This window comes from Pedobacter sp. PACM 27299 (assembly GCF_001412655.1).
Taxonomy (GTDB): domain Bacteria; phylum Bacteroidota; class Bacteroidia; order Sphingobacteriales; family Sphingobacteriaceae; genus Pedobacter.
Window position 1 is genome coordinate 2837962 of record NZ_CP012996.1, and the last position, 26415, is coordinate 2864376.

Genomic DNA, 26415 nt, shown 5'->3' on the forward strand with positions numbered 1-26415 from the left:
ATTTTGTTCATTTAGATAGGAATTAACGCATTCTGCCAGAAAATAACGTGATAATAATTTGGAAATGAAACTATAAACAGACAAATTTGTGAAAGAAAACGAAACTAATTGAAAGTTTCATTTTGTTAAAAGCGCTACTATGGACAGACTTAAATTGATACAGAATCTAGCAACCGGCGAAAAATGGGACGTGGTCATCATTGGCGGGGGAGCTACAGGTTTGGGGATCGCAATGGACGCGGCTACACGTGGTTATAAAACGTTATTAGTGGAACAGGCAGATTTTGCTAAAGGAACCTCTAGTAAAGCAACCAAATTAGTGCACGGCGGTGTTCGTTATATGGCTCAGGGAGATCTCGGCCTGGTGCGTGAAGCTTGTCATGAAAGAGGTTTGCTATTGAAAAATGCCCCTCATCTGACTAAAAATGAATCATTCGTCATTCCAAATTATACCTGGTTCGACAATATTAAATATACCATAGGATTGAAGTTTTACGACCTGCTGGCAGGTAAACTCAGCCTTGGTGCCTCAAAATATATCAATAAGGAAAAGACCATTGCCGCATTACCTTCTATTAAAAGAGAAGGATTAAAAGGTGGAGTGGTTTACCATGACGGTCAGTTTGATGACACCCGACTTGCCTTAAATATCGCACAGACTGCAATAGAAAATGGCGCAACGGTACTCAACTACATGAAAGTAGAAGGTTTACTGAAAGACAACAGTAAGAAAGTAAACGGCGTAAAAGTGAAAGATATTGAAACCGGAAATACTTACGATGTCCTGGGAAAAGTGGTGATCAATGCAACCGGTGTATATGTAGATAATATTCTGCAAATGGACAGACCGGAAGCACCACATCTGGTACGCCCAAGTCAGGGGGTGCATATTACGCTTGATCGTTCTTTTATGGAAGGAGATAATGCGCTGATGATTCCTGAAACTGACGATGGAAGGGTGCTATTTGCAGTACCTTGGCATGATAAACTGATTGTAGGAACTACAGATACACTAAGAGATCATCCGGAGCTAGAGCCTCAGGCCTTAGATCAGGAAATCGAATTTATCCTTTCTACAGCAGCAAAATACTTTAGGAAAAAACCAACCCGTGCGGATGTACTTGCTGTTTTTGCAGGTTTACGTCCATTGGCAGCCCCAAAACAGGAAGGCTCAAAAACAAAAGAAATTTCCAGAAGTCATAAAATCATCGTTTCAGACTCTGCAATGATCACCATCACCGGTGGTAAATGGACTACCTTTAGAAGGATGGCTCAGGATACAGTAGACAAAGCGATTGAAAAAGGATATCTGCCAGCAAAACCTTGTAAAACAGAACAGCTTCACATTCATGGGTATGTGGCTTCTCCAGATAAATCAGATCCACTTCATTTTTATGGAACTGATCTTGCAGGGATCCAAAAGCTGATACAGGAAAATCCTGCACTTGGGGAAAGATTGGTTCCAGCCTATCCATATACGAAAGCAATGGTGGTATGGGCCGTTAGAAATGAATATGCGCGAAGGGTAGAAGATGTGCTGGGACGTCGTTTCAGACTGCTGTTCCTGGACGTTAAAGCAGCCATTGCAGCAGCACCGGAAGTGGCCAGAATCATTGCTGAAGAGTTAAACCGCGATCAGATATGGGTAGAGAAAGAAGTGGAGGACTTTAAGAAACTCGCTAAAACCTACACCATATTTTAAATCAATACCAGAGATAATTTTAAACTTATTAATTCCAATAACACCATATAAAATGGAGCCAGATCAAAAATTCATTCTAGCCCTCGATCAGGGGACAACAAGTTCTCGAGCCATTATCTTTAACCATGATGGGGAGATCGTTGCCGTAGCGCAGAAACCATTTGAGCAATTCTTTCCGAAACCAGGTTGGGTAGAACATGATGCAAATGAAATCTGGTACTCACAGTCCTCTGTCGCAGCTGAAGTAATTGCCAAATCTGATTTAAACGGATTGAATATTGCCGCAATCGGTATCACCAATCAAAGGGAAACAACGATTGTATGGGATAGAGAAACCGGAATTCCGGTATATAATGCGATCGTTTGGCAAGACAGACGTACCTCAAAATATTGCGACGAGCTTAAAGAACAAGGCTGGACAGATAAAATAAAAGAAAAAACAGGGTTAGTCATTGATGCCTATTTCTCCGGAACTAAAGTGAAATGGATTCTGGACAATGTGAAAGGTGCAAGAGAAAGAGCCGAGCATGGAGATCTGTGTTTTGGTACCGTGGATAGCTGGTTGGTTTGGAAATTTACCCGTGGGGCAATGCACATCACCGATGTTTCCAATGCCAGCAGAACGTTGATGTTCAACATCAATACCATGGAATGGGATAAAGAACTATTGGAATTGCTGACCATTCCGGAAAGCATGCTCCCAGAAGTCAGACAAAGCTCTGAAGTATATGGAAATACAGTCACCACACTTTTTGCTTCCAAAATTCCTATTTCTGGAATTGCAGGAGATCAGCAGGCTGCATTATTTGGCCAGATGTGCGTAGATGAAGGGATGACTAAAAATACGTATGGTACTGGTTGCTTTATGCTGATGAACACTGGTCATAAACCTGTATTCTCAAAAAACAACTTGCTGACTACCGTAGGCTGGAAAATTAATGGCAAAGTCACTTATGCTTTAGAAGGAAGTGTTTTTGTAGGTGGTGCAGCGATTCAATGGCTGCGTGATGGTCTCGGTATTATCAGAACTTCGGCAGAAAGTGAAACTTTATCCGCTTCAGTAAAAGACAATGGCGGTGTTTATTTCGTGCCAGCGCTGACCGGTTTAGGTGCGCCATACTGGGATCAATATGCACGTGGTGCGATATTTGGCATCACCAGAGGGACGACTGCAGCACACATCGCCCGCGCAGCATTGGAAGGAATCGCTTTCCAAGTTAATGATCTTTTGAAAAGTATGGAATCCGATTCCGGAAAGAAATCGAAAGAATTAAGAGTAGATGGTGGAGCAGTAGAAAACAATGCATTAATGCAGTTTCAGGCAGATATTTTCGGCAGCGATGTAGTCAGACCAAAGATTTTGGAAACCACAGCATTAGGCGCCGCTTATCTTGCTGGTCTTGCCGTTGGTTACTGGAGCAGCGTAGAGGAGATCAAGAAACAATGGAATATAGAAAAGAAATTTGAGCCAACGATGGAAAAAGATCAGGCGAAAAACTACCTTCACTACTGGAAAAAAGCAGTAGAAAGATCAAGAAATTGGTCTGAAGAATAAATATCCTACTTAATCCAAATGGAGAAAGGAGGGAGTAGGACTAGAGAATTAACATCTTGTTTTACCAAAATTTTAATATCATGAAATATAAAATCTTAGTGAAAACCGCTGTATTCGGACTTGTTTTAACAACAAGCGCAATGAGCGTAAGCGCACAAAAAATCAATGAAAAAGAGCTAAAAGTAAACGTAGATAAAATCTCAACTGCCACACAGCAGCTGAAGAATCTGGAGCCGGTTACTTTTAACTACGACACGAAAAAATTCAATTATCTGGAGCTGCCAACAGGTGGTCAATATGGCTTTTTAGTGAGTAATGTACTCCCTGAATTTCCGCAAATGGTAACCGAAGTGTCCAAACAATATAATGCCGGAAAAAATGATTCTAAAGTAGTAAAATACAATGAGGTACAGTCAGAAAATCTGATCCCTGTACTGGTCGCAGCGATCAAAGAACAGCAGGCAGAAATTGAGCTTTTGAAGAAAGAATTGAATCTTTTAAAAGAGAAATCAAAGTAATATTTTAAAGCGCTGCTATTAAAAAAAGATAGCTTTCCTGGTACCCATAGAGCGCCAGAATACTAGCCACCCAATAAGTTTCAATGCTTATTGGGTGTTTTTTTTATCAGACGCATTTACCGTATTTTTTACCAGAAGTAAATCTCTTCAACGCTTGTGTTATGGCTGTTGAATTTCTAAACATCCTTTAAATCGCTCTGTTTCATCTGTTTAGGGAACGATTGCACAGTTTTTTATCGCTCATTTTAAATTTTGGTGTTTAATTCTTTGTAGATTTGTTTAAAGGCAAAAGAAATTAACCTAACCAAATATATGAGCAAATTCTATTTATCACTGGCCCTGCTGTGCCTGTTTTGCAGCGCAGTCTACGCCCAGGACCGGAAGATTTCTGGCCAGGTGTCTGATGCCAAAAATGGGGAAACATTGATCGGCGTAACCGTCCAGGTCAAAGGAACTTCCCGCGGAACAAGTACCGATGCAAATGGCAAATTTAGCTTAAGTATTCCCGCAAATATCAGCAATCCCATACTCCTGCTAAACTATGTAGGTTTTCTGAAACAAGAAGTAAAAGTCGGTACGCAGAGTAATCTCAATATTAAAATGACAGCCGAGCAAAACGACCTGAATGAGGTGGTTGTGGTAGGTTATGGTACCGTGAAAAAACGGGATTTAACTGGTTCTGTAGTGTCCATCAAAGGAGATGAGATTGCAAAAGTGCCTTCCGCCAATCCATTGGAATCTATTCAGGGAAAAGTTCCTGGGGTAGACATCACCAGAAGCAGCGGCGCAGCATCCTCAGGTGTAAATATCAATATCCGCGGAACTCGCTCCATCACTGCTGGAAACGGACCGTTGATCATCGTAGATGGTGTGCAGTATTCCAGCATCCAGGATATAAATCCCAATGATATCGCTTCTATGGACATTTTGAAAGATGCTTCCTCCACAGCGATATATGGGTCGAGAGGGGCAAACGGAGTGATTCTGATCACCACCAAAAAAGGAATCTCAGGCGAAGCGACCATTTCTTTAAATTCTTATTATGGCGTCTCGAAAGTATCCAGATACCCATCTGTGATGGATGCACAGCAGTATATAGCATTGAAAAGAGAAGCCAACCGCAATACCGGAACCTGGAAAAGCCCGGCAGATGATGCCTCAATTTTTAGTACAGCAGAATTTAATGCGATTCAAAATAACCAGTTTTTGGATTACCAGGACCTGCTTTTCCATGATGGCCACCAGCAAGACCACCAGATCGGTGTGCGTGCAGGAACAGAAAAGACAAAGGTCTACTTCTCCCTGGACTATATGAACGAAAAAGGCGTGTTAAAAAAAGACAAATCCGACCGCTATTCGGCACGTTTAAACGTAGATCAATCTATTGGGAAAATATTTACCACCGGATTACAAGCGCAATTCACCCATTATGAACAAGAAAACCGCAGGGATCCCTTAAATCAAGCCAATAAAGTACCTCCATTAGGAACGATTTATGACGATGCTGGCAGCTTTATGTTCTATCCGCTTTTTGGCACATTTGTAAATCCACTGGCGGACGAACAGCCAGACATTTATACCAGTGAGTCGGTCATTAACCGGACAATCTTGTCAGCATACATGGAACTGAAACCAATAGAAGGCTTGGTGATTCGCTCTAATCTGGGTGCAAACCTCAACACAGATCGCCTGGGGACGTATGCAGATCGTTATTCCCTGGATCGTAATGGCTCCAATCCTAAAGCAACTTATGCGGCTTCCAACGGACATTTGATCAATATTGAAAACTTTGTGACGTATAACAAGCAGATCAAAGAACATGCCTTTACCCTAACTGGAATCAATAGTATGCTGTTCAATAGGGCCGATAATGTGAGCGCCTCCGGTGAGAATCAGCTGCTCAAATCGCAGTTGTTTTATGGGCTCGGAAATACCATCAATCAGGCGGTAAGTACTGCCTACACTATGAATAACCTGCTTTCCTTCGCAGGGCGGTTAAACTATGCTTACAAAGGAAAATACCTGCTGACCCTAACCGGACGTACAGACGGTTCTTCGAAGCTCGCTGAAGGTAACAAATGGGCGTTTTTCCCTTCAGGTGCGATTGCCTGGAGAGTAAGTGATGAAAAGTTTTTGAAAGACAATGAAGTGATCTCTGACCTGAAATTAAAATACAGTTACGGGATCGCAGGAAGTGACAACATCAGTCCATATTCTACAGAGAGCAGCTTGTCGAAAATTGCCTTTGCCTATGATGATGCCGCGGCACCAGCTTACACCTATACGCCAAGAACAGGGAATAAACAGCTGAGCTGGGAAAAAACAAAGACCAGCGACTTCGGGCTGGAGATTTCCTTCTTGAAAAACAGGATCTCTGCAACCGTTGATTACTATGATTCAAAAACTTATGATTTGCTGCTGAACAGAAGTCTGCCGCCCTCTACAGGTAATGGCAGTGTGATTCAAAATGTGGCCAAAACGGGCAACAGAGGACTGGAAATCTATATCGCCTCAAAAAATATCCTCAGCGAAAATTTCCAATGGACAACCAGTCTGAGTTTTAGCAGAAATAAAGAGCGCATTATTGAACTGGCTGGCGGCGCTCAGGCAGATGTGCTGAACAACTGGTTTGTAGGTTCTCCAATCCAGTCTTTTTACGACTATGAAAAGATCGGAATCTGGCAAGCCGATCAGGCTGCTGAAGCCTTGAAATATGGACAGAAACCAGGCGATATCAGGGTGAGAGATTTGAATGATGACGGTAAAATAGACGGTACTAACGACCGTAAAATATTAGGAACCAATCGCCCAAGCTGGAGCGGTGGATTAGAAAATACGTTTACCTACAAAGCATGGGACTTAAACATCTATGTGTACGCCAGAATGGGACAGATGCTATATGCTGATTTTCTTCGCCGCTATGATCCGCAGGGCGTCAATAACAGCTCTACAATCATCGATTACTGGACGCCGGAAAACCCAACAAATGCCTACCCGAGACCAAATAAAAACACCTCATTGGCTTCTACCTTATACTCTTCGAGTTTAGGTTATGAAGACGGTTCTTTTCTGAGGGTCAGAAACATTACCCTCGGTTATTCCATCCCTAAACAGACATTGGAAAAAAGCTTTGTCAAAAGTTTAAGGCTGTATTTCACCGCAAGAAACCCACTTACCTATACCAAATCAAGCCTGTTAAAGGAGTATGATCCGGAAAGAGGAGGGTCAGAAGGAGCACCAATGACGAAGCTCTACACCTTTGGTCTGAATGCCAGCTTTTAAAAGGAATTATTATCAAGAAAAGAGAACTCATGAAAAATTATATCATTAAAGGATTAATACTGCTTACCGGATTCACAGCCCTGTCTTCCTGTAAAAAGATGTTAGAAGAAAAAGATCTTTCCGGAATCACAGCGGAAAGCGTGTTCACGACACCAGCAGGCTTTGAAACCCTGGTCAATGCCGCCTATTCCTATCAGCGATGGTGGTATGGAAAAGAAGAAGGGTATGGCATGGCCGAAATGGGAACAGATTTATGGATGAGCGGTGCAGGAGATGTCAGCACAGATCTAACTCAATACATCAACCTTCAAGGGACAAATGCGGCGGTCACCACGGAATGGCAGCAGCTGTATGCCGCTGTAAATCTATGCAATGCAGGAATCAACAGGATCGGTGGTGCTGGTCTGGATCCTGCCACAAGAGCCATCAGAGAGGGGGAACTAAAATTTCTCCGGGCCTTTTACAACTGGCACATTGTGGAATCATGGGGTGGCGTACATTTTACACTCGAAGAGACCAAAGGCGTCATTACTACCGCCAATAAAACACCGGTAGCAACATTTAATAAGCAGATTATTGAAGATTTATTATTTGCGGTAAGCAATCTGCCAGCTACCACCAAAGACTATGGCAGAGCGACAAAACCTGCCGCACAAGCATTACTGGCGAGGATGTACCTCACGCAGAATAAATATCAGGAAGCAAAAGATATGGCACTTAATGTGATTGATGGAACCTATGGTTTCTCACTTTTGTCCGCTTATGCAGACCTCTGGAAAATGCAGAACCTGAAAAATAAAGAAGTCATTTATGCCGTTAATTATTCTACAAATCTTTCTTTGAATGATCTGGTAGATCCCATCTTAAATCCTTTAGGGCATAGCAGGGGCAGCAACAGCAGTCACATGTTATTTGCTATGAAATATGATGACCAGCCAGGAATGCTGCGCGATATCTTAAATGGAAGACCCTTTGACCGCTATATGCCTACCCGCTTTTTACTGGATTTATACACTGACGATGATGCCCGTTATGATGGCTCATTTAAAACCGTATGGTATGCCAATGGAACCACCAGGCCAGCCGGGATGAAATTGGGAGATACGGCCATTTATGCAACAAAGAAAGTGTTTGCACCAACAGGGAAATTATATAAAATCTACGACAGAAATGCCGTTTACAATGCAAATGGTACAGTTAAAGACCAACTGCATTATGTAACCTTGAACAAGTTTGATGACCCTACCAGAAGCAGCATCAACGAGGCCCAAAGTGCCAGGGATGTTTTTGTGATTCGGCTCGCGGAATTATACCTTATCGCTGCAGAAGCTTCCCTGCAATTGCAAAACCCAGGAGATGCCGCTAAATATATTAATGTGCTCAGAACCAGAGCAGCGAAACCAGGAAAGATAGCCGATATGCAGGTGTCTGCAGGACAAATGACGCTTGATTTTATCCTGGATGAACGTGCCAGGGAATTTGCAGGAGAACAAATCCGCTGGTTCGATTTGAAAAGAACCGGAAAACTTCTGGAACGTGTAAAAGCATATAATCCAAATGCGCTGAACATTAAGGATTTTAACCTGGTTAAGCCAATTTCAAGAACTCAGATTGATGCAGTGAGTAATAAAGATGAATTCAGTCAGAATACGGGATATCAATAACCTAAACAGTTCGAGGAATGATATTGAGCGCCTCAAATTTAAAAACGTTAATGATAGTTGCCCACTCTATGGCTGGCCTACTGCTGATGCTGGGGACGCCAAATAATGGCAGCCCGTGATGATTTGAATTACTTTGTAACAAAAGAAGCCTTAGACCTTATCCGTTAATTTTTCCCGGAAAGACAGGTCCGTATCTGACTGAATTTAGGCCTGTAAACAAGAAAGCCTCAGAGAAATCTGAGGCTTTCTTATACGGTCATTCAACCAATTAATTGGTCTCTTTTGTAATGTTAATGGTTTTTTCCATCACCGCTACAAGTGTATCTCTATATTGAATGAAGGTCGACTGGCGTGCTTCATCTGTTTCACTTTCTTTTACTGCTTTTCTGCTTTCTTTGATTTGCTGAAGCTCATTGGTATATAAATCCATAAACAATTCAGGTTCTTTATTTTTTAGAATCCTGATGGTATGCGAGTATTTTTCATGGCTGTCAACGAGAATAGCGAAGTTTTTCTCATTATAAATATCCAGACCAACAATTTTTCCTGATAGCTTCTCCAGCTTTCCTCTTTCTTTTGCGTAACCCATAATTGCCACGAATATACCAGTTTTGTGGAAGATTATATAATTCCTTTATTTTTTACTTATTCAAGCCAGAAGTGAATTCGGTAAACAGATGATATAATGCTGCCTATGTTAAAATAGGACGCTCGCTGTTAAAATAAGTTAAAAGAAATACTGGAGGTGGAAATACTACTAAATTTACCAATTCCAATTTTTAAAGATTAAAGCCCTTATTATGCGTCCTCAATTTTTCTTTTTTTCCGTAGTTTCTTTTCTTTTGACAAGCTCATTATTGGTTCTTTTGACAAACTCCGTACTGGCGCAGGAAATTAATGGGACAGTTGCGGATCAGGAAACCCGAGAATTACAGGAATATGTGGAAATATTTAATATCAGCAACCATCAAAAGACAGTCAGCAATAAGAAAGGGGAGTTTAAAATCCCTGCAATGCCAAATGATATCCTGGTTTTTGTGCAGCCGGGTTACCGGACAGATACTTTGTTCCTGGTCAATTTAAAACCAGTTAAACGATATTTGCAGCAAAATAGATACGATTTACAGACCATAGAAATCAGAGGAACAGCCTTTAATCCAGAAGAGGAATATGCGGATGCCTATCGCGCTGCGAAAGCTTTCAGCCTCAATGTGAACCGCCCATTGTCATTCAGCCCTTTAACGTATTTTAGCAAAAAAGGAAGGTATGCCAGGAAATTCGTTCGCCGGATGAAAAAAGAACCGAATGAAAGGGCCATAGACGAGCGTTTCAATAATTTTTCAGTGAAAGCAATCTGCCCATTAGCAGGCGCGCAATTGGATTGCTTTATGGTGATGTACAGGCCAACTTTCAAAGCGCTGGAAAAGATGGATCCTGATGGTTTGAAATTATATATTATGGACGCTTATAAGGAATTCAAAAAGCTTCCGGAAGAGCAGAAAACGCTGCCTTCTTTAAAATACAGGTAGATCTACTCATTTTTAAAACATAATAGTTGTGCGCGGTTTATTTAGGGGAAATAATGATTAATTTAAATACGTAGTTTCGCCGGAACAATACAACCTGCTGAGGGTAAGGACAGGTGGCTGCTCTAATTTTTTTACCTCTGCTTTCCCACTGGTACAGGATCAACACCGTAGAAGGCCGGTTTCTACACCAATGGCGATACAAAAAGAAGAAAATTCAATCACTGGATGTCCATTCCATAAAAAAATGGCAGCAGAATAAATAAAACCAACTTCCAGCAGCTCAAAATCAACCGGTTTTGGGCTACCGTTTTAAAGCGATCTAAGGCTTGATGTGGTTAGAGTAATCCAGGTGTAAAACACGCCGCTGTTGTTGTCTTGTGACGCCGTATTCTGCCCTTAAAATCCAACTAAAAATACCTTCCGAATCCTTTCCTTATTCCAATGTTTATGCCTAATTTCAAGCCATAAACAAGAAATAATCAATTAAAACTACCGCTCATTCCGGAAATAGTGGCTCAGTTTTATTTTTAGTAACCTGCTTCATTTTAGCATCAGTTTATAAAATCCTGATAGGGGGAATGGGCATTGCTATGGGCGGAAAAATTATTATGACAGTAAAACCCTTATTCAAAGACGCATTAAAATTTTGGTTCAAATTAGGATGGATCAGCTTCGGTGGAACCGTTGGCCACATTAATATCATGCATGATTACCTCGTTGATCAAAAGAAATGGATCAGCAGCAGTCGTTTCTTTCATGCCCTGAACCTTTGCATGCTGCTGCCCGGGCCGGAAGCGCAGCAGCTGGCCATCTATATGGGCTGGCAGCTTCATGGTAAAAAAGGTGGTTTGGCAGCAGGAATCCTATTTGTGCTGCCCGCCATATTGATCCTGCTGCTGTTGAGCGTATGCTATGTTTATTTTGGCAATCAACCGTTGATGTTTGCCATGTTTGATGGCTTCAAACCTGCCGTAATTTCCATGATCATAGTGGCGCTGCTGGGAATCGGAAAAAAAGCACTGCGCACACCTTATCATGTGCTGCTCGCAGCCATCGCTTTTTCCTGCATTTTCTTTTTTAATACTTCTATGGTATTTATCATTCTGGGAACTATCGGATTGGCAATCGCCCTCAACTTTTTATGGCCCGATTTAATTCGTCAGGAGCAAATCAATGAAAAGCAAGTGCTGGTTCCCGAAAATGAGTACCATTTCAACAAGAATTCATTAGCCCTTGGAACTGGAACTCATTGGAAAAGTTCAGTCCTGCAAATCCTGGTATTTATACTGATCTGGATGGCACCTTCTTTTCTCTTATACTACTTTACAAGTGATTTTCCCTTTTGGAGAGAACTGACTTTCTTTTTCTCTAAAACGGCTTTTCTGACCATTGGAGGCTCTTATACAGTGCTGCCTTATGTGGCGCAATATGCGGTTACCAAGCTCCATTGGCTCAGTAAAATGCAAATGATAGATGGTTTTGCATTGGCTGAAAGTACGCCTGGGCCCTTGATCATTGTGGTTGCTTTTGTAGGGTTTATGGCAGCATACCATCATTTTGAGGCCTCCATTACCATGGGGATTCTGGGTTTACTGCTGACGACCTTTCACACTTTTTTACCTTCATTTCTTTTCATATTTGTAGGCGGACCGATCATTGAAAAAGTGCATGGGAATACTGCTATTACCAATGTCCTCAGTTTCGTTACTGCTGCGGTAGTAGGAGTGATTCTTAACCTTACGCTATTCCTGGGGAAAGATGTGGTATTTCCCGAAGGAGTCAGATTTGAAAACCTGGATATAGCCGCGATCATCTGGGTGATCATCACCTTGATCCTAATGAAAAAATATAAAGTAAATCAGCTGATCATCATTGGAATGAGCTTAATCTTTGGCCTGCTTCATTATGGACATATTATTTATTAACAGGTGTTATGGTGTGGTATCTGATTGGGGCTAAGCGTGTTGGTCGTTGGTTTTTGAGTCGTAAATGAGCCCTTATGCTTGCGCTTTGATTTTTTTGGAATAATAAATGCTTATTAATAAATGATCAGGAATGAAAAATAAATTCTTGTCTACAAAATTAATTAGCGGTTATGAAAGTGAAAAAGAGAATTTTATTGACAGGAGCATCAGGAACTGTAGGTTTTGAAGTATTAAAACAACTGGTTCTGCAAGCAGATAAATATGAGATCACCGTCTTTGATCAAAAGACAAAAAACTCGGCTAAGCTATTGTCTCCTTATGAGCAACAGGTAAAGGTAGTTTATGGAGACCTAACCAATGCAGAAGAGGTCGCGGAAGTTTGTATAGAAAAGGATTTTCTGATTCATCTGGCGGCGATTATACCACCATTAGCAGATGAACAACCAGAGCTGGCCCATGAGGTAAATGTGAATGGAACCAGGTACCTGGTTCAGGCTTTAAAGCAATATTCTCCGGATGCGTTTTTGATGTACAGCTCATCGATTTCAGTTTATGGAGATCGTTTAAATACGCCCTGGATTAAAACTTCAGACCCTTTATCGCCAAGTCGGGAAGACCATTATGCAGTCACCAAAATAGAATCGGAACAGCACATTCGAAACAGCGGACTGGATTTTTGTATTTTCAGACTGGCTGCAATTATGGGTACAAGTAACCACAAGCCCTCTGGTATTATGTTCCACATGCCTCTGGCCACTTCTATGGAGATTTTAACACCCGAAGATACTGCCAGGGCTTTCGTCAATGGACTGGCAAAACGCAACGAATTATCTGCTAAGACTTTTAATCTTGGTGGCGGAGCGCTTTGCAGAATCAGTTATCAGGATTTCCTTAGCCGCTCCTTTGAAGCCTTCGGTTTAGGTGCCCTGGATTTCCCTTCAAATGCTTTTGCAGAGAAGAATTTTCACTGTGGATATTATGCGGATGGTGATGAATTGGAAGAATTGCTCCATTTCAGAAGGGATACATTGGAACATTATTTTACAAAGTTAAAGCAATCCGTATCGCCCATAAAGAAAACAATAGCCTCGGTATTTAGAGGTTCTATTAAACGTCATCTGCTGAAAAAATCAGAGCCTTTTCATGCTTTACTGCATAAGGACAAAAAGATGTCTGCGCGGTTTTTTAATGAATTATAGCTAACCAGGGAACAGGTTCGCTATTTATAGAAAGAATGCTGCTTTTAATAGGCATGAGGCAGCACATCAATTAAATGAATGATCACAAAATGAAAACTTATATGAAACATATCATAGGAATTGCATTGCTTTTTGCCGTTCAATTCGGCTACGCACAGAACGGACCACTTAAAATAACGGTCACCAATATCCATCATCTGGAAGGAAATATTCAACTGAGCTTATACAACAGTAAAGCTTCATTTATTAAGCCAGGTAAAGAGTATAAAACCATGATCAAGGAGGTGAAAGCAGGAACAGAGACTTTTACTTTTAATGATTTACCTGCCGGAGAATATGCGGTGGCACTTTATCATGATGAAAATGGGGACGGAAAATGTAACACGAATATGCTGGGTATCCCTAAAGAAGGCTACGCTTTCTCTAGAAACTTCATTCCTAAATTGTCTGCGCCAAAGTTTGAGGATACCAAGTTTAAACAAGAGCCGGGCACCAATATGGTGATCAAAATGCACTACTAGTGGAAGAACTGGACTCAGTAGATAAATGATCATTTATCTACTGAGTCCAGTTCCATTATAAATGACCCGCTATTCTGTATTTGCCCTTATCCTGAACAGATCAACATTAGAGATTAAGAACTTGTTTTGCAGGGCAATTTTAGCCAGCCTGGTGTTCACCAGGCTGTTTTCCCTGGAGTTTAAAAGAAATACCGAACTTTCTCCCATTAAAAACAACCTTTCTTCAAACTGCAGCATCTGATCATAATCACTGACCATTGAATTGGTAATCGCCATTTGCTGCTGTATCGATTTGATTTCCGTCTGTTGCGCAGTAATTTTGTTCTTCAGCTGTAAGCGCTCTAGATTGAGGTCTAGCTGACTGTCGGATATTTTGAGTTTTGCCAGTTTCAAAGCACCTCTTTCTTTTCTCAGGAAAAGCGGTACACTAAACTTCAACTCAAACTTATAATTGCCCAATTGAAAGTCATTAAAATAGGAGGGATCAGATAAATAACTGTAGCCAACATCTAATTTCGGCAATAACATATTGCGCTTTAATTTCTGCTCAATAGTTAGGATTTCTATTTTCTGCTGCATGGCCATCAGCTTGGGATGGCTGGCTAAAACATCATTGTCGGGGATCAGCGCATCAAAATTGAGTGCGAGTTTTAGGTCGCTTTCCAGCTCTGCTTCCGGAACCATCGTTTCCTTTAATTCCATCGGAATGTTTTCAATCCATAAGTAATTGGAAAGCTCCAATTTCGCTTTAGCCAATTTTAACTCGGCTTCTGTTAAATTTAACTGCCTGTTTTTAATGACAATTCCTGCCTCAATACTGTCTACTGCTGCTTTATCTCCCGCCTTAATCAGTTTTTTTACCCCTTCTGCCCGTTTCTCGGCAAAAGTCAGGTACTCCTGGTAAAGCTTGGCCTCATCATAGGTTCTCTTCCAATTGATATAAGCAGTAGAAGCATCGTAAAGGATGTTTACCGCTTGTAACTGACGTTCAGATTTGCTCAGCTTGAGCTGGATTTTAGCAATCCGAATGTCGGCCATCCGCTGGTTAATCAATAAGCCCTGCGCTAAAGGAACAGTGATGCCTAAGGCTGTCAGGCCGTTGTCTGGCGTTCTGTTTTGTGGATTCAGGTAATTGCCGTCATTGCTGTCGAAACCCGCTTTCACTTCTATGCCATACCAAGTGGGCACTTTAAAACTGCTGTTAAATAAGGAATAATACTCGGTTCCTTTAAACTGTTTATTGCTGAAATCGACTTCCAGTTTAGGGTCAAATCCACCACGAGCCATCATGAGGGCAGTCTCCGCTTTACTCAGCAAAAGATCTGCCTGCTTCACTGCCGGATGGTACTTTTTTACATAACCCAGGAACTCCGTAAAAGTCAGCACTTCTGGTTTGAGCTCCTGTGCGAGGCCCGGCAAAGCGAAGAAAAGGCAGCTGAGCAGGATTAATATTTTGATTTTCATACGCTTACTTTTTATCCGTAGCAGGTTTTTCCGATTGATAATAGTTGGGAGGGAAGCCATTTAAAGTTCTCCAGATTTCGAACCATACAGGCACGGTTTCCAGCAAAGCAATGGTTTCCGCGCCGGAACCCATACTCAATTGCTTTGGCCATGGGTCTTCCTCCGGATCTGGTGCGATCAATACCCTGTACTTGCCATTTGGGCTGATAAAATTCTCTATGGCCACAATTCTTCCACCAAAAGTACCATAAGACATGTCTGGCCATCCGGAGAATACGATTGTTGGCCAGCCATCAAACCATACACGGATCTTCTCACCTTTTTTCAAAAGGATCATGTCTATCGGGCTGACAAATGTCTCTACCGCAAACTCATATTTTGCCGGCATAATGCTCACAATCGGCACGCCTTCTTTTACGGTTTCGCCTAATCCAGATTGCAGGGCACGGTTTACATAACCATCCTGTGGCGCTTTGATGTAATACATGCCATTTCGGATGCTGTAATTTGCATATTGATTTTCCAATTTGCTCAGCTGCCCGGAAGCATCGGCCTGATTGCCAAGGGTGGTGTATTTATCGCCATTGGCTTTAGATATTTTCTCTGCATATTCTGCAGAAAGACGCTCCACTTCCAGACGGGCATTGATCAGCTCATTCCTGGAAGTCAATAGTTTGTTTTCCTGAGTAGTTACTTTTGCCTGTACATCTTGTAGCTTTAATCGCTTTTCTTCCACATCGGTGAGCGGTTTCAATCCTTCTTTTTGGAGCTGAATAGAACGCTCTGCTTGTGTTTGGGCAATTTTAAGCTGTATTTTAACGGCTTCAAAATCCATACTGTCGCTTTCTATTTTCAAAAGAGACTGCCTGATTTTATTCTTTGCCTGCTGGTGTTTTAAGCTTTTTTCACCTTCTAAGGCGCTCACCTGAGCATTTAGGGCAGCCACTTTTCCTTGATAAGACTCCAGTGCCATTTTCTTGGCATCCACTTGATTCTTCGTGTTTTCTAATAGGTTTGGGTCAAAATAATCTTCCTTTACTTCAGAAATAAAGATGATGGTATCGCCCTTTTTCACATAATCTCCTTCTTGTACATACCATTTTTCAATCCTTCCGGCGATGACTGTATTGATGGTTTGCGGCCGCTGATTGGGTTTTAAAGCCGTTACAGCACCAGAGCCGGAAATGTTTTGTGTCCAGGGTAGAAAAAGAACGATGATCCCAATGATGCATATCGCTAGTATCAAGCGGTTCAATATTTTATAATGAGGTCGGTTGCCGAGGTTTTTAACCGCACTATAGCGGTCTAATATATGCTGCTGCGTATTTTTCTGATCAGATAAATTTAGCATGTTCTTATTTCTTTAGGTCGTTGATGATTTTTCCGTTTTTCATAGTAATAGACCTGTTGGATTTCAACTTCCAGGTAGGGTTTGCAGAGGAGACAATCACCGTCCATTTCTGATTTTCAGCACAAATGAAGTCGATGATGGCATCTGCGCTATCTTGATCCAGACGGTCAGTCGGGTCTTCATAAAGCAGGATCGCCGGTTTATGAATAATGCTTCTGGCCAGCATGATCTTCTGCGCATTGGATGAAGAAAGCTGCTTGCCTTCCGGGAATATTTTAGTGTCCAGCCCTTGAGGCAGGGTTTTAATATAGGCGCTCAGCTGTACCGCATCTAATGCCCATCGGAGATCCTGTGCAGAAACAGAAGGGTCATTGAAGGTAATGTTCTCCAGGATACTGCCTTCAAAGGGGCTTTGTCCTTGAATGATCATCCCAATCTGCGCGCGGTATTGGTTGATATCGATCTGGCGGAAGGTATCGTCATTGATAAATAATGCACCTGAAGTAGGTTTTAATAAGCCGGAAAGCGTACGGATTAACGTGGTTTTTCCAGAGCCATTTGCGCCATTCAGGATGATTTTTTCACCGGGCTCAATTTTCAATGAGATGTCTTTTAACATATCGGTTTCGGCGCCAGGGAATCGAAGTGATACCTGATCTGCTTCCAGGGTAATGCGGTCGTAAAGTGGCTTGCCTTCGGTTTCCGAGAGGGTTTCAATTTCCATATCCGTCACTTTTCCAATCTTTTCCACAGCGGTCAGTACATCGTAGAAGGTCTCCAGACCCAGTACGATTTTCTCTACCGAATTGATCACCAACAAAATGATGATCTCGGAGGCAACAAACTGACCGATGTTCATCTGCTGATTCAGTACCAGGTAACCTCCAATTAGGAGCAATCCGGCAGTGATGATTACTTTAAAGATGATCAGCTGTGCATATTGCCGCTTGATGACGTTGAAGTGTTTTTCGCGGTAATCCAGGTAGTTGTTGGTTAAGCTGTTGTTTTTCTGAAGGGCAAAGTCGAAGTTTAATGCTTTTTTGAAACTGTGTTTGTTCCTGGCAATCTCCTGCAGCCATTCTGCAGCGCGGTATTTATACTTGGATTCACTCAAACTGGTATCCAGTCCCTTGGTATAAGAAAATTTAAAGATCAGGTATAGCATAGCCACTAGTAATACGCCAAACAGGATGAAGGAAGGGTGGTATAAAGACAGCAGAATGATCCCAAATCCTATTTGCAGCAGGGCTGAAGAGTAATCCAGCATGAGCTTGGAAACACCCTTTTGAATGGTCAAAGTATCAAAGAAGCGATTGGCGATTTCCGGGGGATAAAGCTCATGGTACAACTCATCGAACTTGATTTTCGGAAGTCGGTAGGCAAATTCAAAAGAAGAACGGACAAAGATTTTCTGCTGTAGGTTTTCTGTGATCCGCAATTGCATGAGCGATAGAATTCCTACAAAAGCAACCCCCGTGACTACCCCGATCACCAGGATGATCCAGGAAATGCTGACCCTGCCGCTTTGCAGGAAATTTACAATCGCCTGGATGCCTAATGGCAGCGACAGACTGATGAGTCCGGCAATGATGGCGTATAAAAATATTTGAGTTACATCTTTTTTGTCAAGCTTGAGCAGACTGAAGAATCTTTTTGCTGGGGTCATGGTTTTGGGCTTAATATGCGCTGGATAAGGTCTGTATAATAGGCAGTAGGACTGGTGCTTTCATTGCAGTCTGTAATGGTTTTGAAGTGATCTTTCAGGAAATGCTGGTGTAATGCGCCTTCCACGATGCTCGAAATTAAGCTCTTCGGGAAAGGATATGCCGGATCAATCAATACCACCATTCCTACCATTCTGCTGATCACTCTTTTGTAAATCAAAAAGAAGCCCTCTTTGTTTTCTTCATCTACCTCTTTGGTTAAAAAAGTCTTGGTAAATTCCGCAATGATGACCTTATTCAGCAAGGCTTCATTGATGTAAGGGGTATTCAGGTCGTCCTCAATTTTCTCCGTCACGAGTTCCAGCGCTTTGAGCAGTTGGTCTAAAGGAGCGGCAATGTTGGCGGTAGCAAAGACCATTTTATACTCTATCCAACTCCAGTACCAGGAGGAGAAGTAGACCAGTAATTTATGCTTGTTTTCAAAGTAACGGTAGATTGAACTCTCATTTGAACCGATGCGTTCCCCAAGCTTTTTGAAGGTGAAGTTGTCAAAGCCGATTTCATCCATGATGATCAGACTATGCTTGATGATTTTCCTGCCAAGCGTAGTGGTTTCCGGATCTTTCACATAGATCTTGTCGTTCACCTGGATTTTTATATTTGCGAGTAGCTGATCCATAATAGCTGTGTTTACTGCAAATGTAATAGTATTACTATCATAAATATGAATAATACTTCTATTTTTTAAGAAATCCGCTTTTAATTAGCTTATAATGGCCTATAAGCTGATTGGTGTTTTGATCAATTCTGGAAGATTATACGAAATCTGCTATGGAGGAGAAAGCCTGAGCGGATTACAATTCTTAATGATTTATTTGTATTTTACAATCGTTATGAACCTTTAAAGAAATAAAATGATGCTCAACCGAAGAAACTTTATCCGAAATAGTGCTGGCGCATTAGGTAGTACAATCCTGCTTTCTGCACTCGATAATCCTGCTTATGCGCTTTATGAGCGAACAATTGGGGCTAACGACCAGATCAATATCGGAGTGATTGGGATCAACGGAATGGGCTGGTCGGATTTAAGAGCCGCGCTGAATGTACCGGGAGTAACTTTAATCGCCTTGTGTGATTCGGATCAGAACGTGTTGGACAAAAGGATGGGGGAGCTGAAAGGCTTCAACATTGATGCTGCAAAGGTGAAAGCGTATAAAGATTATCGTGCCTTATTGGAGAATAAAGACATTGATGCGGTGATCATTGGAAGTCCGGATCATTGGCATGCTTTGATGATGATTCATGCTTGTCAGGCAGGTAAAGATGTGTATGTAGAAAAGCCGGTTGGGAATTCAATTCTGGAATGCCGGACAATGGTGGCTGCACAGCAGAAATATAATAAAATAGTGCAGGCAGGGCAATGGCAGCGGAGTCAGCAGCATTTCAAAGATGCGGTTGATTTTGTACAAGGCGGACAGCTCGGGAACATCAGGACGGTTAAAGTCTGGTGTTATCAGGGTTGGATGAAGCCTGGGCCCGTAGTTCCGGATACCGCAGTTCCTGCTGGAGTAGATTATGATCTATGGTTAGGGCCAGCAAAAAAACGTGCCTTCAATTCCAGCAGGTATCACTTTAACTTTAGGTGGTTTTGGGATTATGCCGGTGGACTTATGACAGATTGGGGCGTACATTTGATCGACTATGGCTTATTGGGGATGGGCTCACCAGTTCCGAAAAGCATTTCTGCATTAGGCGGACGTTTTGCTTACCCTGATTTATATGAGGAAACACCAGATACCCTGACTACCCTTTATGAATTTGATAAATTTAATATGGTTTGGGATTCTGCAATGGGCATCGATAACGGTTCTTACAACAGAGATCATGGCATCGCCTATATCGGTAACAATGGAACGCTGATTCTGAATAGAGGAGGATGGGAAGTCATTGAAGAAAGACAAAGCGGTAATAAAGTGAGTAAACCTTTTGTGAAAGCCTCAGATAATGGACTTAACAACCACATGCTGAACTTTTTTGCCAGTGTCAGGTCAAGGAAAAAAGAAGACTTGAATTGTGATATTCAGGCGGCAGCACATGTGGCCAGTATCGCCCAAATGGGCAATATTGCGTATAAAAGCGGAGAAAAACTAACCTGGGATGCCCAGAAAAACCAATTTACCGACAAACAAATTAATAGTAAATACTTAATGGCAGCCTACCATAATGGTTATAACTTGCCGAAAATTTAAAATATGAAGTTTCTTTTTACCACTGCCGGGTTTGCACTGATGGCCCTGATGTCTTATGGACAATCAAAGTTTGTACGTTTAGAAACCAGCAAAGGAGATATTACCCTGATGCTGTATGACCAGACTCCTAAGCATAGGGATGCCTTTGTAAAAACCATTAGACAAGGTTTGTATGATCAGGCTGCTTTTAACCGGGTGATCAAAGGTTTTGTGAGTCAGGGTGGAGAGTTGGATGAGACGATCCTGGATAGGGAAAAATTGCATCCTGAAAAACCATTAGCACGCATTCCTGCGGAGATTGTTCCAGGGCTTTTTCATAAAAAAGGCGCATTAGGTGCCGGTAGAAACGACAACCCAGAACACAGCTCTTACCTGACACAGATTTACCTGGTCGCAGGAAAACCGCAGACAGACGAAGAACTGAATGCAATGGAGAAAAAGAAAGGCCACCAGTTCTCGGCCGCAGAAAGAACAGCGTACAAAAAGATTGGAGGAATTCCTCGTCTGGACCTTGATTATACGATATTCGGGGAAATTGTAGCGGGAATGGAAGTGGCAGATGCCATCAATTCAGTGCCAACGAATCAGCATGATTTACCCTTAATACCAATTACATTCAGCCCTAAGCTGTTGTCTAAGAAAGAGGCTGCAGTCATCAGGAAAGTATTGGATTCCCATGTAAATTAACGCATTTTTGAATTTCGACGTTGAAATCTTAAGAAGAACATGGATGTAGTTAAATCACTGGCTATTTTTATACTGGCTGGACTTTGCGAAATTGGGGGAGGTTACCTGATCTGGTTGTGGTTAAAAGAAGGAAAGCCTTTATGGTATGGATTGGTAGGCGCCATCATCCTCGTAGGATATGGGATAGTCGCAACCTGGCAAACTGCTAATTTTGGAAGGGTATACGCCACTTATGGTGGGGTATTTATTGTGCTGGCCTTACTGTGGGCCTGGAAAGTGGATGGCTTTAAGCCTGATAAATGGGACATTATTGGCGCTTCAATAGCACTTGTTGGCGCCTGCATCATCATCTATATGCCAAGAAGTATCCACTAAACCTCTATAGCTGTAGCGAAAAGCAGGTGGTTCTCGTTATAACAGGTAAGAACCTAGTTTAAATCAACCAAATTCCAAATTATGATGAAAAGATCCGCTGCTTATGTTTTAATGATTGCAGGTGTTACATCCCTGTCGGCTTGTCTCAAAGAAACCATGAACGATGACCGCAATCCTGGCTGTGATCCGCCCAGTTCCAATGCGTTTTTTCAAGTCCTGGATAAAACTTCCGGTGCCAACCTATTTTTTGGTGAGCATGCAAAGTATAAAATTAATGAAATTAACGTCTATAGAACGAAAGATAAGACCTTTAAGGAGCCTTTGCGTTTAGCTCCTGTTGGAGGTGACATTCTGGCATTTTCGCTTGCTTTTGATTATCAAAAGCCTATTGATACCCTGCTGATTAAAATCGCAGATACCCCAGTAGATTCCTTGTTTTATACGGTGAAAAAACCTGAAAATCATTGCAACCCGTACGAGATGCTGAATGTTAAATTCAATAAAGTCGATATCATTAGAGAAAAAGGGCTTTTTATATTTAAGAAGTAAGGAATTTATAGTCGTATTGCTTTAAAATATCCCCATTTACAAGGTGCCAGTAGACGGCTGCCTGGTAAATGGGGATAAATGTTTTTATTCAGGGTTCATTCTTCCGCTGACTTAATAGATTTTTAGGTTTTTCCAATCTCCTCCGGAGCCATCCCCAGCCCAATAACCGATCATTTTTCCAGTAGTCTGTACCAGAGGTTTCAGCTCCAGAATGGCCTGCTCATTCAGGTAAACTTTTATTTTGTCTGTACTAACCTCGATCTTTACATAGAACCATTGGTTAGGGTCGATGTCTGAACACACCGACTGCTCATATTGATTTGGAAATTCAGCACGAAGTTTCGGCCAATCATATTTTAGGTTGGCAATGTATTGTACAGCATGGCATTTTCTGATCGGGCCTGTACTGCGAAAGTTAAATGGCCGAAAGTAAATCGCCTCATAAGTGGTGTCATTAAGCCCATGAAAAGCAATTCCAGGAAAGCTGCCTTGAAATTTGTCTTTTCCTCTGGGCTCAAGCTTGATGGTTCCAGTGCTAAACTTCTTATCGGTTATCCAGGCAATTTCAACTTTGTCCATTTCATTCAGCTGTATTGCTCCCGACTGCTTGTCGACGCTAATTTTGGGGTTAACTACCTTACAACACATTATTGTTTCAATGTCTTTTTTTGCGCTATGCAAATTTCCACTGACCATTTTAAGTAAATTTGCAGGATAGGGAATAATTATAACGATAGGGGTTTTAAGATGAAGATACTGTTAATAGAGGATGAGATAGCGGTAGTTTCTTTGATCAAAAGAAGCTTAATGGATGAAAATGTTGACTTAGATATAAGTGTGGCCATGGACGGCCTGACCGGGTTAAAAATGGCAGGAATGAACCAGTTTGACCTGATCATTCTGGACGTTATGCTGCCTGGGATGGATGGACTGGAAGTTTGTCGCAATATCAGGTTAACAGATCCTGATGTACCGATTATCATCCTTTCTGCCTTAAATCAGACAGAAGATATTGTGGCTGCTTTTAATCTGGATGCCGATGAATACCTGACTAAACCCTTCAAAATTGACGAATTAAAAGCCCGTGTGTTTCGCAAATCGCGTAAAACGGGAACCGTTCGTACTACGCCTGCAAACCTCCTGACCATCTCAGATTTAGTGCTGGATAAAGACAGTAAATCAGTGACCAGGGCTGGAAAAGTGATCGTGCTGACTGCTACTGAACATCGACTGCTGGAATACCTGATGCAGCACATGAACAGGATTATTACCCGTGTGGATATTCTGGAAGAAGTTTGGGGCATGAATTTCAACCTCAGCACCAATGTGGTGGATGTTTACCTGAATTACCTCCGCAAAAAGATCGATAAGAATTTTAGTCCTAAATTGATTCATACCGTGATAGGGATGGGTTATGTACTCAGAGTCCAGGAGAATCATGAAGATTAGAACCAAAATTATCCTGCTGTCTTCGGCAATCGGGAGTTTGATCCTGGTGTCTTTTGCCGTCTATGTTTCTTATTTTACGGCGAAAACCCTGGAGAGTAAATTTTACATCCGTTTAGAAGAAAATGCCCGGATGCTGGGTACGCATGTCTTCAATTCGAAAAGTTATAAAGACAAAGGTTATTATGAGTTGAGCAATCAGTTCATCAACCAGTTCTCTTTGGGCAGGAATTTCCTGGTTCGGGTAGAGAAAAACAGGAAGCAGCCCCGTTATGAACCGCTTTTGCCGATGAGCAATGCTTTTTTTGAAGAAGCAATTGAAAAAGGAAAAGCCGAACTCATGATGGGTGATACGGCTTATGTAGCACTATTTTTTGAAGACAAAGACCACGATAAAAATCTGGTGGTGGTTTCTTCAGCAGTGGATGATTTTGGGATTGCAGAACACAAGGACCTCAATCGCGCACTGATTTCGGGCATCGTGATTTTCTTATTCTTCATCTTTCTGATCTCTTTTTATTTTGCAGATAAACTGTTAAATCCCATCGCTTCCATCAATAAACGTATTGGATTGATCAATATCAGTAACCTGAACCTGCGGCTATCCACTAAGAAAACAAAAGAAAAGGATGAGATTGAAGTTTTGATCACCAATATTAACGATATGCTCAGCCGACTGGAGATTGCAGTGAAGTCTCAGCGCAGCTTTATCAGCAATGCCTCACATTCTTTGAGAACCCCTATGACCATCATCAGCGGTGAATCTGAACTCGCCCTGCACAGTCTGGATCCGAAACATCCTGCCCATTACTCTTTAGAAATGGTGTCCAGAGAAGTGGATCGGATGAACCTGATCGTGAACAACCTGCTGCTGCTTTCCAGAACAGGCTATGATGGCAAAGTGCAAAACATGAGCTATGTCAGGATTGATGAACTGCTTTACAATGTAAAGGAATCTGAAGGATACCTGAACGATAACCACCGGATATTTCTTGATTTCTCCAATATTCCGGAGGACAGCAACCTGTTGACCGTATATGTCAACCAGGATCTGTTTTTCATCGGGCTTTCCAATATCATTTCCAACGCCTGTAAGTATGGCAATGAAAAGGAAGTGAAAGTGAGTATTGAAGTAGACCATTCGAAGATCATTATACGAGTAGTAGATCAGGGAATAGGGATTCCTGATCAGGATAAACCGCATATTTTTGAATCCTTTTTCCGCGCCTCCAATGTGGGCAGTATTTATGGAAATGGCCTCGGACTAGTACTTGCCAAAAACATCTTTGAACTTCATGACGCTAGTCTGACGATCAATTCTACGGAAGGAAAAGGCACAGTAGTGACTATAACCTGTCCTATAGCGGTTCTCTAATCTCACACTTATTTTTTCCTAATATCGCGTTAATATTCGCTTTAGCGCGTTATTAGGTCTGCCGCCTATACTTGTATGATTAAGTATAGCGATATGAAAATCAGAACCAGTGTAGGTATAGTTTTATGTGTAGTTTGTCCGGCAGTAGCCTCGGCACAAACGCCAGTCGATACCACAAAAAATATTTCCCTTGATACTGCAAAACAAGCGAGCCCTTCCATTTTTAACCTCCATATCCTTGGCCGTACTTCTTTAAACATCGGCCAAAATAAAGAACGTGCTTTAAATGCGGGTTTCAGAATGGATGAAACCCGGCTATTACTAAGCGGCCATGTAAACCCAGACCTGTCTTATAAAGTCCGTTTCCGACTAAACAAAGCTTTCACGACCACTACCCAGGACAATGGTTCGAGGGCCCTGGATTATGCGCAGCTGAATTACCGCTTCGGTAAACAGAAAGATTGGGAACTGATTCTTGGTAAGCAAGCTGCTGCTGTGGGGAGCTACGAGTTTGTCAACAACCCGGTATATGAATATATTTTTACTGATTACGTAGACCGCATCCTGAACCTGTTCGTGGTTGGGGCTACTTTCTCTTACACCGCAAATCCAAACCATAATTTTCAATTGCAAGTGTATAATACTTCCACTGAAACTTTCGATCAGCTGATTAAAACTGCTGGATACGGAGCAGGGGAGTTCAAGCAATCTGAACGTCCGATGGGTGCCTATTTCACCTGGCAGGGAAATTTCTTCAATAAAGCATTCCATACCAAATGGTCTTATAACTATAACCAGCTGATTGCAGGAGCAGATAACCATTCCATTTCCCTGGCCAATATGTACCAGTCTAAAAACACAAAAGTGTATTTAGATCTTCAGTATTCTGATTATGGTGTAGACCATACGATGCTGGCTTCCAATCCAATTCATGCGTTTATCGGAAATAATGGTGCAGATAGGATCATGCGCAAAGATGTGGTGTATAAATCAGCAGTGCTGAGATTTGATCAGCAGCTGAGCACACATTGGGGTGTATCTGTAAAAGGGGCTTATGAGACTGCAAGCGCATCCAAAGACAAAGCGATAGGGCATGATTTCAGAAGAAACTGGACCGGCTATGCGGCTATGGAATACAAGCCAATTGCCAATCAGGACTGGAAACTTTTCGCAGGATATATCGACCATAAAATCAGTTATAAAAACCGACTTGGAATGCCTTCGGAAAAAAACAACCGTTTCATCCTGGGTACTTATTTCAACCTGAAAGCGATTTAATCAAAAGCCATCCAGCGAGCGTAATCTTCAATAAATAAGATCCGGAAAAGGCAATTGAGCGAAGCATGACCTCGCAAAACCA

General features: G+C 41.9%; 22 protein-coding genes. 16 read left to right on the plus strand and 6 right to left on the minus strand.

All coding sequences use genetic code 11. The annotated features are described in order from the left end of the window. Positions 1–139: 139 nt before the first annotated feature. From AQ505_RS11870 to AQ505_RS11890, 5 genes are all read left to right on the plus strand, one after another. Positions 140–1702, plus strand: a complete 1563-nt coding sequence (locus AQ505_RS11870) for a glycerol-3-phosphate dehydrogenase/oxidase (RefSeq protein WP_062548377.1) — start codon at positions 140–142, stop codon at positions 1700–1702. 52 nt (positions 1703–1754) lie between these two features. Beyond that, a complete protein-coding gene (gene glpK, locus AQ505_RS11875) occupies positions 1755–3257 on the plus strand; it encodes a glycerol kinase GlpK (RefSeq protein ID WP_062548378.1) in 1503 nt (500 codons plus the stop codon). A gap of 80 nt (positions 3258–3337) precedes the next feature. Continuing rightward, on the plus strand, positions 3338–3775 hold the full coding sequence (locus tag AQ505_RS11880) for a tail fiber domain-containing protein (RefSeq protein ID WP_062548379.1): 438 nt from the start codon (positions 3338–3340) through the stop codon (positions 3773–3775). A gap of 312 nt (positions 3776–4087) precedes the next feature. Further along, the gene (locus AQ505_RS11885) at positions 4088–7057 is read left to right on the plus strand and encodes a SusC/RagA family TonB-linked outer membrane protein (RefSeq protein WP_062548380.1); all 2970 of its coding nucleotides are present in this window, start codon (positions 4088–4090) and stop codon (positions 7055–7057) included. 29 nt (positions 7058–7086) lie between these two features. Continuing rightward, a complete protein-coding gene (locus AQ505_RS11890) occupies positions 7087–8721 on the plus strand; it encodes a RagB/SusD family nutrient uptake outer membrane protein (RefSeq protein ID WP_062548381.1) in 1635 nt (544 codons plus the stop codon). A gap of 268 nt (positions 8722–8989) precedes the next feature. On the opposite strand, the gene AQ505_RS11895 is transcribed toward AQ505_RS11890, so the two are convergent. Continuing rightward, the gene (locus AQ505_RS11895; protein WP_062548382.1) at positions 8990–9310 is read right to left on the minus strand and encodes a hypothetical protein; all 321 of its coding nucleotides are present in this window, start codon (positions 9308–9310) and stop codon (positions 8990–8992) included. Between the two features lie 277 nt (positions 9311–9587). Here AQ505_RS11895 and AQ505_RS11900 point away from each other — a divergent pair, with 277 nt between their 5' ends. From AQ505_RS11900 to AQ505_RS11915, 4 genes are all read left to right on the plus strand, one after another. Beyond that, the gene (locus AQ505_RS11900) at positions 9588–10250 is read left to right on the plus strand and encodes a hypothetical protein (RefSeq protein ID WP_157262329.1); all 663 of its coding nucleotides are present in this window, start codon (positions 9588–9590) and stop codon (positions 10248–10250) included. Between the two features lie 578 nt (positions 10251–10828). Further along, entirely contained in the window at positions 10829–12175 is a 1347-nt protein-coding gene (gene chrA, locus AQ505_RS11905) for a chromate efflux transporter (RefSeq protein WP_231635082.1), read from the plus strand. A gap of 170 nt (positions 12176–12345) precedes the next feature. Then, positions 12346–13374, plus strand: a complete 1029-nt coding sequence (locus tag AQ505_RS11910) for an NAD-dependent epimerase/dehydratase family protein (protein ID WP_197286366.1) — start codon at positions 12346–12348, stop codon at positions 13372–13374. A 101-nt stretch (positions 13375–13475) separates the two neighbouring features. Next, positions 13476–13895 (plus strand): DUF2141 domain-containing protein, encoded by a 420-nt coding sequence (locus AQ505_RS11915; RefSeq protein ID WP_062550991.1) that lies wholly within the window; start codon positions 13476–13478, stop codon positions 13893–13895. A 69-nt stretch (positions 13896–13964) separates the two neighbouring features. On the opposite strand, the gene AQ505_RS11920 is transcribed toward AQ505_RS11915, so the two are convergent. From AQ505_RS11920 to AQ505_RS11935, 4 genes are read right to left on the minus strand one after another with little or no spacing between them, the layout of a single operon-like run. Further along, complete coding sequence (locus AQ505_RS11920) at positions 13965–15359, minus strand: TolC family protein (RefSeq protein WP_062548384.1); 1395 nt, start codon at positions 15357–15359, stop codon at positions 13965–13967. Positions 15360–15363: 4 nt separating this feature from the next. Beyond that, positions 15364–16710: an HlyD family secretion protein gene (locus AQ505_RS11925; RefSeq protein WP_062548385.1), complete on the minus strand. Its 1347-nt coding sequence runs from the start codon at positions 16708–16710 to the stop codon at positions 15364–15366. 4 nt (positions 16711–16714) lie between these two features. Continuing rightward, positions 16715–18376, minus strand: coding sequence for a peptidase domain-containing ABC transporter (locus tag AQ505_RS11930; protein ID WP_062548386.1), 1662 nt, complete (start codon positions 18374–18376; stop codon positions 16715–16717). Continuing rightward, positions 18373–19053, minus strand: a complete 681-nt coding sequence (locus AQ505_RS11935) for a TetR/AcrR family transcriptional regulator (RefSeq protein ID WP_062548387.1) — start codon at positions 19051–19053, stop codon at positions 18373–18375. Before AQ505_RS11935 ends, AQ505_RS11930 begins: the two co-directional genes overlap by 4 nt. A gap of 235 nt (positions 19054–19288) precedes the next feature. Here AQ505_RS11935 and AQ505_RS11940 point away from each other — a divergent pair, with 235 nt between their 5' ends. The 4 genes from AQ505_RS11940 (at position 19289) to AQ505_RS11955 (ending at position 22234) form a co-directional block, all read left to right on the plus strand. Further along, on the plus strand, positions 19289–20623 hold the full coding sequence (locus AQ505_RS11940; protein WP_231635083.1) for a Gfo/Idh/MocA family protein: 1335 nt from the start codon (positions 19289–19291) through the stop codon (positions 20621–20623). 3 nt (positions 20624–20626) lie between these two features. Beyond that, on the plus strand, positions 20627–21310 hold the full coding sequence (locus AQ505_RS11945) for a peptidylprolyl isomerase (protein WP_062548388.1): 684 nt from the start codon (positions 20627–20629) through the stop codon (positions 21308–21310). Positions 21311–21349: 39 nt separating this feature from the next. Next, positions 21350–21685 carry a YnfA family protein gene (locus AQ505_RS11950; protein ID WP_062548389.1) on the plus strand — a complete coding sequence of 112 codons (336 nt, stop codon included), beginning with the start codon at positions 21350–21352 and terminating at the stop codon, positions 21683–21685. Positions 21686–21766: 81 nt separating this feature from the next. After that, positions 21767–22234: a hypothetical protein gene (locus tag AQ505_RS11955; protein ID WP_062548390.1), complete on the plus strand. Its 468-nt coding sequence runs from the start codon at positions 21767–21769 to the stop codon at positions 22232–22234. Between the two features lie 111 nt (positions 22235–22345). Here AQ505_RS11955 and AQ505_RS11960 read toward each other — a convergent pair whose 3' ends face one another. Further along, positions 22346–22813, minus strand: a complete 468-nt coding sequence (locus AQ505_RS11960) for a hypothetical protein (RefSeq protein WP_157262331.1) — start codon at positions 22811–22813, stop codon at positions 22346–22348. Positions 22814–22981: 168 nt separating this feature from the next. On the opposite strand from AQ505_RS11960, the gene AQ505_RS11965 reads away from it, so the two are divergent. The 3 genes from AQ505_RS11965 (at position 22982) to AQ505_RS11975 (ending at position 26333) form a co-directional block, all read left to right on the plus strand. Beyond that, positions 22982–23683: a response regulator transcription factor gene (locus tag AQ505_RS11965; protein WP_062548392.1), complete on the plus strand. Its 702-nt coding sequence runs from the start codon at positions 22982–22984 to the stop codon at positions 23681–23683. Then, entirely contained in the window at positions 23673–25055 is a 1383-nt protein-coding gene (locus AQ505_RS11970; protein WP_062548393.1) for a sensor histidine kinase, read from the plus strand. The genes AQ505_RS11965 and AQ505_RS11970 overlap by 11 nt, the downstream gene beginning before the upstream one ends. A gap of 93 nt (positions 25056–25148) precedes the next feature. Continuing rightward, the gene (locus AQ505_RS11975) at positions 25149–26333 is read left to right on the plus strand and encodes a porin (RefSeq protein WP_197286367.1); all 1185 of its coding nucleotides are present in this window, start codon (positions 25149–25151) and stop codon (positions 26331–26333) included. The last annotated feature ends 82 nt before the right edge of the window (positions 26334–26415 follow it).

Bases quoted from the DNA above. Each gene is read 5' to 3' on its own strand.
- glpK (WP_062548378.1), top strand. From the start codon at position 1,755: ATGGAGCCAGATCAAAAATTCATTCTAGCCCTCGATCAGGGGACAACA.
- AQ505_RS11975 (WP_197286367.1), top strand. From the start codon at position 25,149: ATGAAAATCAGAACCAGTGTAGGTATAGTTTTATGTGTAGTTTGTCCG.
- AQ505_RS11925 (WP_062548385.1), bottom strand. From the start codon at position 16,710: ATGCTAAATTTATCTGATCAGAAAAATACGCAGCAGCATATATTAGAC.
- chrA (WP_231635082.1), top strand. From the start codon at position 10,829: ATGGGCATTGCTATGGGCGGAAAAATTATTATGACAGTAAAACCCTTA.
- AQ505_RS11880 (WP_062548379.1), top strand. From the start codon at position 3,338: ATGAAATATAAAATCTTAGTGAAAACCGCTGTATTCGGACTTGTTTTA.
- AQ505_RS11940 (WP_231635083.1), top strand. From the start codon at position 19,289: ATGATGCTCAACCGAAGAAACTTTATCCGAAATAGTGCTGGCGCATTA.
- AQ505_RS11890 (WP_062548381.1), top strand. From the start codon at position 7,087: ATGAAAAATTATATCATTAAAGGATTAATACTGCTTACCGGATTCACA.
- AQ505_RS11915 (WP_062550991.1), top strand. From the start codon at position 13,476: ATGAAACATATCATAGGAATTGCATTGCTTTTTGCCGTTCAATTCGGC.
- AQ505_RS11960 (WP_157262331.1), bottom strand. From the start codon at position 22,813: ATGGACAAAGTTGAAATTGCCTGGATAACCGATAAGAAGTTTAGCACT.
- AQ505_RS11965 (WP_062548392.1), top strand. From the start codon at position 22,982: ATGAAGATACTGTTAATAGAGGATGAGATAGCGGTAGTTTCTTTGATC.
- AQ505_RS11930 (WP_062548386.1), bottom strand. From the start codon at position 18,376: ATGACCCCAGCAAAAAGATTCTTCAGTCTGCTCAAGCTTGACAAAAAA.
- AQ505_RS11885 (WP_062548380.1), top strand. From the start codon at position 4,088: ATGAGCAAATTCTATTTATCACTGGCCCTGCTGTGCCTGTTTTGCAGC.
- AQ505_RS11870 (WP_062548377.1), top strand. From the start codon at position 140: ATGGACAGACTTAAATTGATACAGAATCTAGCAACCGGCGAAAAATGG.
- AQ505_RS11950 (WP_062548389.1), top strand. From the start codon at position 21,350: ATGGATGTAGTTAAATCACTGGCTATTTTTATACTGGCTGGACTTTGC.
- AQ505_RS11895 (WP_062548382.1), bottom strand. From the start codon at position 9,310: ATGGGTTACGCAAAAGAAAGAGGAAAGCTGGAGAAGCTATCAGGAAAA.
- AQ505_RS11970 (WP_062548393.1), top strand. From the start codon at position 23,673: ATGAAGATTAGAACCAAAATTATCCTGCTGTCTTCGGCAATCGGGAGT.
- AQ505_RS11910 (WP_197286366.1), top strand. From the start codon at position 12,346: ATGAAAGTGAAAAAGAGAATTTTATTGACAGGAGCATCAGGAACTGTA.
- AQ505_RS11945 (WP_062548388.1), top strand. From the start codon at position 20,627: ATGAAGTTTCTTTTTACCACTGCCGGGTTTGCACTGATGGCCCTGATG.
- AQ505_RS11935 (WP_062548387.1), bottom strand. From the start codon at position 19,053: ATGGATCAGCTACTCGCAAATATAAAAATCCAGGTGAACGACAAGATC.
- AQ505_RS11920 (WP_062548384.1), bottom strand. From the start codon at position 15,359: ATGAAAATCAAAATATTAATCCTGCTCAGCTGCCTTTTCTTCGCTTTG.
- AQ505_RS11955 (WP_062548390.1), top strand. From the start codon at position 21,767: ATGATGAAAAGATCCGCTGCTTATGTTTTAATGATTGCAGGTGTTACA.